Annotated in this window: 1 protein-coding gene, 2 tRNA genes and 3 rRNA genes; all 6 read left to right on the top strand. The window is 48.2% G+C overall.

The window, feature by feature from the left end; translation table 11 throughout:
* The first annotated feature begins 95 nt into the window (after positions 1–95).
* The 6 genes from MDMS009_RS03800 (at position 96) to rho (ending at position 7,550) form a co-directional block, all read left to right on the top strand.
* Positions 96–1,635: ribosomal RNA gene (locus MDMS009_RS03800) — 16S ribosomal RNA — on the top strand.
* A gap of 62 nt (positions 1,636–1,697) precedes the next feature.
* A tRNA-Ile gene (locus MDMS009_RS03795) sits at positions 1,698–1,774 on the top strand.
* A 123-nt stretch (positions 1,775–1,897) separates the two neighbouring features.
* A tRNA-Ala gene (locus tag MDMS009_RS03790) sits at positions 1,898–1,973 on the top strand.
* Between the two features lie 206 nt (positions 1,974–2,179).
* Positions 2,180–5,075 (top strand): 23S ribosomal RNA (locus MDMS009_RS03785).
* A gap of 90 nt (positions 5,076–5,165) precedes the next feature.
* A 5S ribosomal RNA gene (rrf, locus tag MDMS009_RS03780) occupies positions 5,166–5,280 on the top strand.
* The 16S, 23S and 5S rRNA genes sit together here with 2 tRNA genes alongside, the layout of an rRNA operon.
* 1,010 nt (positions 5,281–6,290) lie before the next feature.
* The gene (gene rho, locus MDMS009_RS03775) at positions 6,291–7,550 is read left to right on the top strand and encodes a transcription termination factor Rho (protein ID WP_008290508.1); all 1,260 of its coding nucleotides are present in this window, start codon (positions 6,291–6,293) and stop codon (positions 7,548–7,550) included.
* The last annotated feature ends 26 nt before the right edge of the window (positions 7,551–7,576 follow it).

The following is a 7,576-nucleotide window of genomic DNA, read 5'->3' as shown; positions in this document are numbered from 1 at the left end:
ACGTTAGGTTGCTAGAAAACCTGACGTGAAACATTCATATGTTCAACGTCAATCAAGATTTGGTAACTTTGTCTTATAAAGTTACAAGCTAAATTAAACTGAAGAGTTTGATCATGGCTCAGATTGAACGCTGGCGGCATGCCTAACACATGCAAGTCGAACGATGACGAAACAGCTTGCTGTTTCTGATTAGTGGCGGACGGGTGAGTAATGTATAGGGATCTGCCTGACAGTGGGGGACAACAGCCGGAAACGGCTGCTAATACCGCATACGCTCTACGGAGGAAAGTGGGGGACCTTTCGGGGCCTCACGCTGACAGATGAACCTATATCAGATTAGCTAGTTGGTGGGGTAATGGCTTACCAAGGCGACGATCTGTAGCTGGTCTGAGAGGATGATCAGCCACACTGGGACTGAGACACGGCCCAGACTCCTACGGGAGGCAGCAGTGGGGAATATTGGACAATGGGGGCAACCCTGATCCAGCAATGCCGCGTGTGTGAAGAAGGCCTTCGGGTTGTAAAGCACTTTCAATAGGGAGGAAAAGTTATGCGTTAATAGCGTATAGCCGTGACGTTACCTATAGAAGAAGCACCGGCTAACTCCGTGCCAGCAGCCGCGGTAATACGGAGGGTGCAAGCGTTAATCGGAATTACTGGGCGTAAAGCGCGCGTAGGCGGTTTATTAAGTCAGATGTGAAAGCCCCGGGCTCAACCTGGGAATTGCATTTGAGACTGGTAGGCTAGAGTGTGGTAGAGGTGAGTGGAATTTCAGGTGTAGCGGTGAAATGCGTAGAGATCTGAAGGAACATCAGTGGCGAAGGCGACTCACTGGGCCATTACTGACGCTGAGGTGCGAAAGCGTGGGTAGCAAACAGGATTAGATACCCTGGTAGTCCACGCCCTAAACGATGTCAACTAGGTGTATGGAGAATTTATTCTTTGTGTATCGAAGCTAACGCGATAAGTTGACCGCCTGGGGAGTACGGTCGCAAGACTAAAACTCAAATGAATTGACGGGGGCCCGCACAAGCGGTGGAGCATGTGGTTTAATTCGATGCAACGCGAAGAACCTTACCTGGCCTTGACATGTACGGAAGATAGAAGAGATTTTATTGTGCCTTCGGGAACCGTAACACAGGTGCTGCATGGCTGTCGTCAGCTCGTGTCGTGAGATGTTGGGTTAAGTCCCGCAACGAGCGCAACCCCTGTCCTTAGTTGCCATCATTAAGTTGGGCACTCTAAGGAGACTGCCGGTGACAAACCGGAGGAAGGTGGGGATGACGTCAAGTCATCATGGCCCTTATGGCCAGGGCTACACACGTGCTACAATGGCAAGTACAAAGGGTTGCTAACTCGCGAGAGTGTGCTAATCCCATAAAGCTTGTCGTAGTCCGGATCGCAGTCTGCAACTCGACTGCGTGAAGTCGGAATCGCTAGTAATCGCGGATCAGAATGCCGCGGTGAATACGTTCCCGGGCCTTGTACACACCGCCCGTCACACCATGGGAGTTGGCTGCAAAAGAAGTAGGTAGACTAACCTTCGGGAGGTCGCTTACCACTTTGTGGTCAATGACTGGGGTGAAGTCGTAACAAGGTAGCCCTAGGGGAACCTGGGGCTGGATCACCTCCTTTCATAAAGGTGACCGGCGTAAGTGCCTACACAAATTACTTGATACTGCACAGAAGAGATATCTGGGTCTGTAGCTCAGTTGGTTAGAGCGCACCCCTGATAAGGGTGAGGTCGGAAGTTCAAATCTTCCCAGACCCACCACTTTTCCTCACTTTGAATTTTCTAGCTGGCTTACGTGTTAACACGCTTCGCCAACGACAAAATCCAAATTGAGAAAAAGCCCTTGATACAGGGGTAACGTGGTACCCATGGAAGTTCCTATTTGGGGCTATAGCTCAGCTGGGAGAGCGCCTGCCTTGCACGCAGGAGGTCCGCGGTTCGATCCCGCGTAGCTCCACCAATATCTTTTCTGGTAGAAAGCACTTTTGAGTTACCTTGCTGAGGTAGTTGAAAAGTGTTTTTTTACACTGCTCTTTAACAAAACGGAAAAAAGTAACAAGGCAGAATGAAATACTGTAGTGATACAGCGTGACATTCTAAGTAAAGAAAAACTTATGTCGTAATATGTAACGAACATATGATCCCGAAGATGATTTGGGGTTATATGGTCAAGTGAATAAGCGCACATGGTGGATGCCTTGGCGATAAGAGGCGATGAAGGACGTAGAAATCTGCGATAAGCGTAGGCGAGTTGATAAACGAGCTATGACCCTACGATTTCCGAATGGGGAAACCCACTTACCTTTGGTAAGTATCAATAAGTGAATACATAGCTTATTGAGGCGAACCCGGTGAACTGAAACATCTAAGTAACCGGAGGAAAAGAAATCAACCGAGATTTCGCTAGTAGCGGCGAGCGAACGCGAAACAGCCTGCAAGTGATATTTAACGTTTTAGTGGAATGGTCTGGAAAGGCCTGCGATAGAGGGTGATAGTCCCGTACACGAAAAAGCGTTATTGGTACTAGGCTTGCGACAAGTAGGGCGGGGCACGAGAAACCTTGTCTGAACATGGGGGGACCATCCTCCAAGGCTAAATACTCCTTATCGACCGATAGTGAACCAGTACCGTGAGGGAAAGGCGAAAAGAACCCCGTTGAGGGGAGTGAAATAGAACCTGAAACCGTGTGCGTACAAGCAGTAGGAGCAGACTTGTTCTGTGACTGCGTACCTTTTGTATAATGGGTCAGCGACTTAATTTATGTAGCGAGCTTAACCGAATAGGGGAGGCGCAGGGAAACCGAGTCTTAATAGGGCGACTAGTTGCATGGATTAGACCCGAAACCTGGCGATCTATCCATGGTCAGGGTGAAGGTGAGGTAACACTTACTGGAGGCCCGAACTCACGTATGTTGAAAAATGCGGAGATGAACTGTGGATCGGAGTGAAAGGCTAATCAAGCCAGGAGATAGCTGGTTCTCCTCGAAAGCTATTTAGGTAGCGCCTCGTATCTCACTCTCGGGGGTAGAGCACTGTTTGGGCTAGGGGGTCATCCCGACTTACCAAACCCATGCAAACTCCGAATACCGAGAAGTGCAATTACGGGAGACACACGGCGGGTGATAACGTCCGTCGTGGAAAGGGAAACAACCCAGACCATCAGCTAAGGTCCCAAAATTATGGCTCAGTGGAAAACGATGTGGGAAGGCCCAGACAGCTAGGAGGTTGGCTTAGAAGCAGCCATCCTTTAAAGAAAGCGTAATAGCTCACTAGTCGAGTCGGCCTGCGCGGAAGATGTACCGGGGCTTAAGCCATATACCGAAGCTATGGATGCGTGTTTACACGCATGGTAGAGGAGCGTTGTGTAAGTCTGTGAAGGTGTCCTGAGAGGGGTGCTGGAGATATCACAAGTGCGAATGCTGACATGAGTAACGATAAAGGGGGTGAGAGGCCCCCTCGCCGAAAATCCAAGGTTTCCTGCTCAACGCTAATCGGAGCAGGGTGAGTCGGCCCCTAAGGCGAGGCAGAAATGCGTAGTCGATGGGAAACAGGTTAATATTCCTGTACTTGTTATTACTGCGATGGGATGACGGAGAAGGTTAGATCAGCCAACTGTTGGATATGTTGGTTTAAGTGTGTAGACGTGTTGAGTAGGCAAATCCGCTTGACTTAGTTGAGACATGATGACGAGCTTCAATAGAAGCGAAGTGATTGATACCCGGCTTCCAGGAAAAGTCTCTAAGCTTCAGGTAATAACGAACCGTACCCCAAACCGACACAGGTGGATGGGATGAGAATTCTAAGGCGCTTGAGAGAACTCTGGTGAAGGAACTAGGCAAAATAGCACCGTAACTTCGGGAGAAGGTGTGCCCCTGTTAGGTGAAGCGACTTGCTCGTGGAGCTGAAAGGGGTTGCAATGACCAGGTGGCTGCGACTGTTTATTAAAAACACAGCACTCTGCAAACTCGAAAGAGGACGTATAGGGTGTGACGCCTGCCCGGTGCTGGAAGGTTAATTGATGATGTTATCTTCGGAGAAGCATTTGATCGAAGCCCCAGTAAACGGCGGCCGTAACTATAACGGTCCTAAGGTAGCGAAATTCCTTGTCGGGTAAGTTCCGACCTGCACGAATGGCGTAACGATGGCCACACTGTCTCCACCAGAGACTCAGTGAAATTGAAATTGCGGTTAAGATGCCGTATACCCGCGGCTAGACGGAAAGACCCCGTGAACCTTTACTACAGCTTTGCACTGAACTTTGAACCTACTTGTGTAGGATAGGTGGGAGACGTTGAAGCACAGTCGCTAGATTGTGTGGAGTCACCCTTGAAATACCACCCTGGTATGTTTGGAGTTCTAACCTCGGCCCATTATCTGGGCTAGGGACAGTGTATGGTGGGTAGTTTGACTGGGGCGGTCTCCTCCCAAATTGTAACGGAGGAGCACGAAGGTACACTAAGTATGGTCGGACATCATACGGTTAGTGCAATGGCAAAAGTGTGCTTGACTGCGAGACAGACACGTCGAGCAGGTACGAAAGTAGGTCATAGTGATCCGGTGGTTCTGTATGGAAGGGCCATCGCTCAACGGATAAAAGGTACTCCGGGGATAACAGGCTGATACCGCCCAAGAGTTCACATCGACGGCGGTGTTTGGCACCTCGATGTCGGCTCATCACATCCTGGGGCTGTAGCCGGTCCCAAGGGTATGGCTGTTCGCCATTTAAAGTGGTACGCGAGCTGGGTTTAGAACGTCGTGAGACAGTTCGGTCCCTATCTGCCGTGGGCGTTTGAGAATTGAGAGGAGCTGCTCCTAGTACGAGAGGACCGGAGTGGACGAACCCCTGGTGTTCGGGTTGTCATGCCAATGGCATTGCCCGGTAGCTATGTTCGGACGGGATAACCGCTGAAAGCATCTAAGCGGGAAGCCCCCCTCAAGATAAGTTCTCACAGAGCTTTAAGCTCCTGAAGGGCCGTGGAAGACTACCACGTTGATAGGCTGGGTGTGGAAGTGCAGTAATGCATGTAGCTAACCAGTACTAATTGCCCGTGAGGCTTGACCATATAACCCCAAGTTACACTTGGGAGCGACATAGGCGCTTCACCTTGTTACGATTTTCCGAATTAGCTAGTGAACGCTAGTAACCAGTTATGCCTGGCGGCCATAGCGAGTTGGTCCCACCTGATCCCATACCGAACTCAGAAGTGAAACAGCTTAGCGCCGATGATAGTGTGGGAGTTCCCATGTGAAAGTAGGTCACTGCCAGGCTTTAATACTAAGAAGATACCCGGTCCTCATTGAGGCCCGGGTATTTTTTTGTCTTGAGGGTTGGCAGTTTACTGTCTTGAAGCGGGATGTCCCTATGTGACATTTTGTCTGGAACAAAAATGGATGCCGATAGGCGCCCGAAGGGCTGGGCACAGGAAGGGCCCAGTCAAAGTAGGTCGAAACATAAACCAAGCCTTTATGCGGGTGACCTTTTTTTATATCTGATGTTTAGACCGTGACCTGCTTGAACGAAGTGCCAATATCGCTTGGACAAACCATGTTCCAAACATGGCATTGCATACACGCCATCCATGGAGATAAACGATATTGCATGAGCGAAGCGAGTCCGACGGGGCAGCCACAGGGACGTGGCTGATAAAGTAAGTCACCGATAACGGCTCCTGCGTTATCGGCATACGATGAATAGGGATGTTCAAGTGGCGCGTTAGCAGGATAGCGGTAGCGGTCATTGATCCATGTAAATAACTACCAGGCTTACTTGCTCAAACAATGCTTTGCCTCAATCATCAGTAATGTTAACTTCGATGCTTATCTAGCATTAAGCAAGCATCAATATTTCGTTTGTTGATTTTGTATGTAAGCAAGGTGAAGGATTTGTGGTATCGAGTTATGCCTCGGCTAACCGAGAGATATGTTTTTTGGTAAAAAAGCTTTTGTTTTAAACAGTTAAGATAGTTTGTTCTTTATAGTCAATATCGATTGATAGTCACTCGGGCGTGAAAAATAGATGTCGTTTCGAGACTGTTGAGACGTTAATACGACGTAGTCAACAGGCCGCACTGTTTGCCTTAGCTCTTCTGATTGTTAGCTTTGATTTATCTGGCAATTATTGCCAGATAAAAAAACATCCAAAACACTAGACGCTCCGATCCCGAGCTGTTATGCTTAGCAACAGTTTTTTTCGAAAACCCCTCCCAGATATACAAATCAACACACAACTGATGTGTGCTCAAGGTTATTCTATATAAAAATCCCATTCTAGGTAATACATGAATCTGACAGAACTGAAAAAGCAGTCCGCTGCTGAATTGATGGATCTCGCCCTCTCCATGAACCTCGAGGGTCTGGCAAGAAATCGAAAACAAGAATTAATCTTCGCTATCGTCAAAGCTCATTCAAAACAGGGTGAGGATGTCGTCACTACTGGCGTATTGGAGTTATTACCTGATGGGTTTGGCTTCTTACGTTCTCCTGAAGACTCGTATATAGCAGGCCCTGATGATGTTTATGTATCGCCGAGTCAAATCAGACGGTTCCACTTGCGAACTGGCGATACCATTATGGGCAAGATCAGACCTCCCAAAGACAGCGAACGTTACTTTGCTTTGGTTAAAGTTGAAGAAATCAACTACGAAAAACCAGACAAATCCCGTAACAAAGTTCCTTTTGAAAACCTCACTCCTTTATTCCCTAATGAACGCTTCAATCTAGAGCGTGGCAATGGTAGTACTGAAGATTTAACGGCACGTGTTATCGATTTAGCCGCACCAATTGGTAAAGGTCAGCGTGGTTTGATCGTTGCGCCACCTAAATCTGGTAAAACAATGATTCTGCAGTCTATTGCGCAATCAATCGCCTTAAATTACCCCGATAGTGATTTGATCGTACTGTTGATCGATGAGCGTCCTGAAGAAGTAACTGAGATGCAACGCTCTGTTCGCGGTGAAGTAGTATCAAGTACCTTTGATGAGCCAGCTTCACGCCACGTACAAGTTGCTGAAATGGTTATCGAAAAAGCTAAACGTCTGGTTGAACATAAGCATGATGTCGTTATCCTGCTTGACTCTATTACGCGTTTAGCACGTGCCTACAATACGGTTTCGCCTTCATCTGGTAAGGTTTTGACCGGTGGTGTCGATGCGAACGCACTACAACGCCCAAAACGGTTCTTCGGTGCGGCACGTAATATTGAAGAGGGTGGTAGTTTAACTATCATCGCCACTGCACTGATTGAAACTGGCTCACGGATGGATGAAGTTATCTTTGAAGAGTTTAAAGGTACAGGTAACAACGAGGTTCTGTTGGAACGTAAGTTGGCTGATCGCCGTATGTACCCTGCGATCAACGTCACCCGTTCAGGCACACGTCGCGAAGAGTTACTGACCAACGAAGAAGATCTGCAAAAACTATGGATCCTGCGTAAGATTTTGGGTCCAATGGAGCCAGTTGAATCAATGGAATTCTTGATGGAACGTCTGAAATCGACTAAAACCAATCTAGAGTTCTTTGATTCAATGAAGCAAAGCTAACTGTTGTAGAAAGCTTTGACTCTCCC

Origin of the sequence: Methylophaga thiooxydans DMS010 (assembly GCF_000156355.1) — a bacterium.
Taxonomy (GTDB): domain Bacteria; phylum Pseudomonadota; class Gammaproteobacteria; order Nitrosococcales; family Methylophagaceae; genus Methylophaga; species Methylophaga thiooxydans.
Note: the sequence above shows the minus strand (reverse complement) of the source record. Positions and strands in the feature narration are given on the sequence as shown.

Excerpts from the sequence above, each read along its gene's own strand:
- rho (WP_008290508.1), top strand. The coding sequence starts at position 6,291 with ATGAATCTGACAGAACTGAAAAAGCAGTCCGCTGCTGAATTGATGGAT.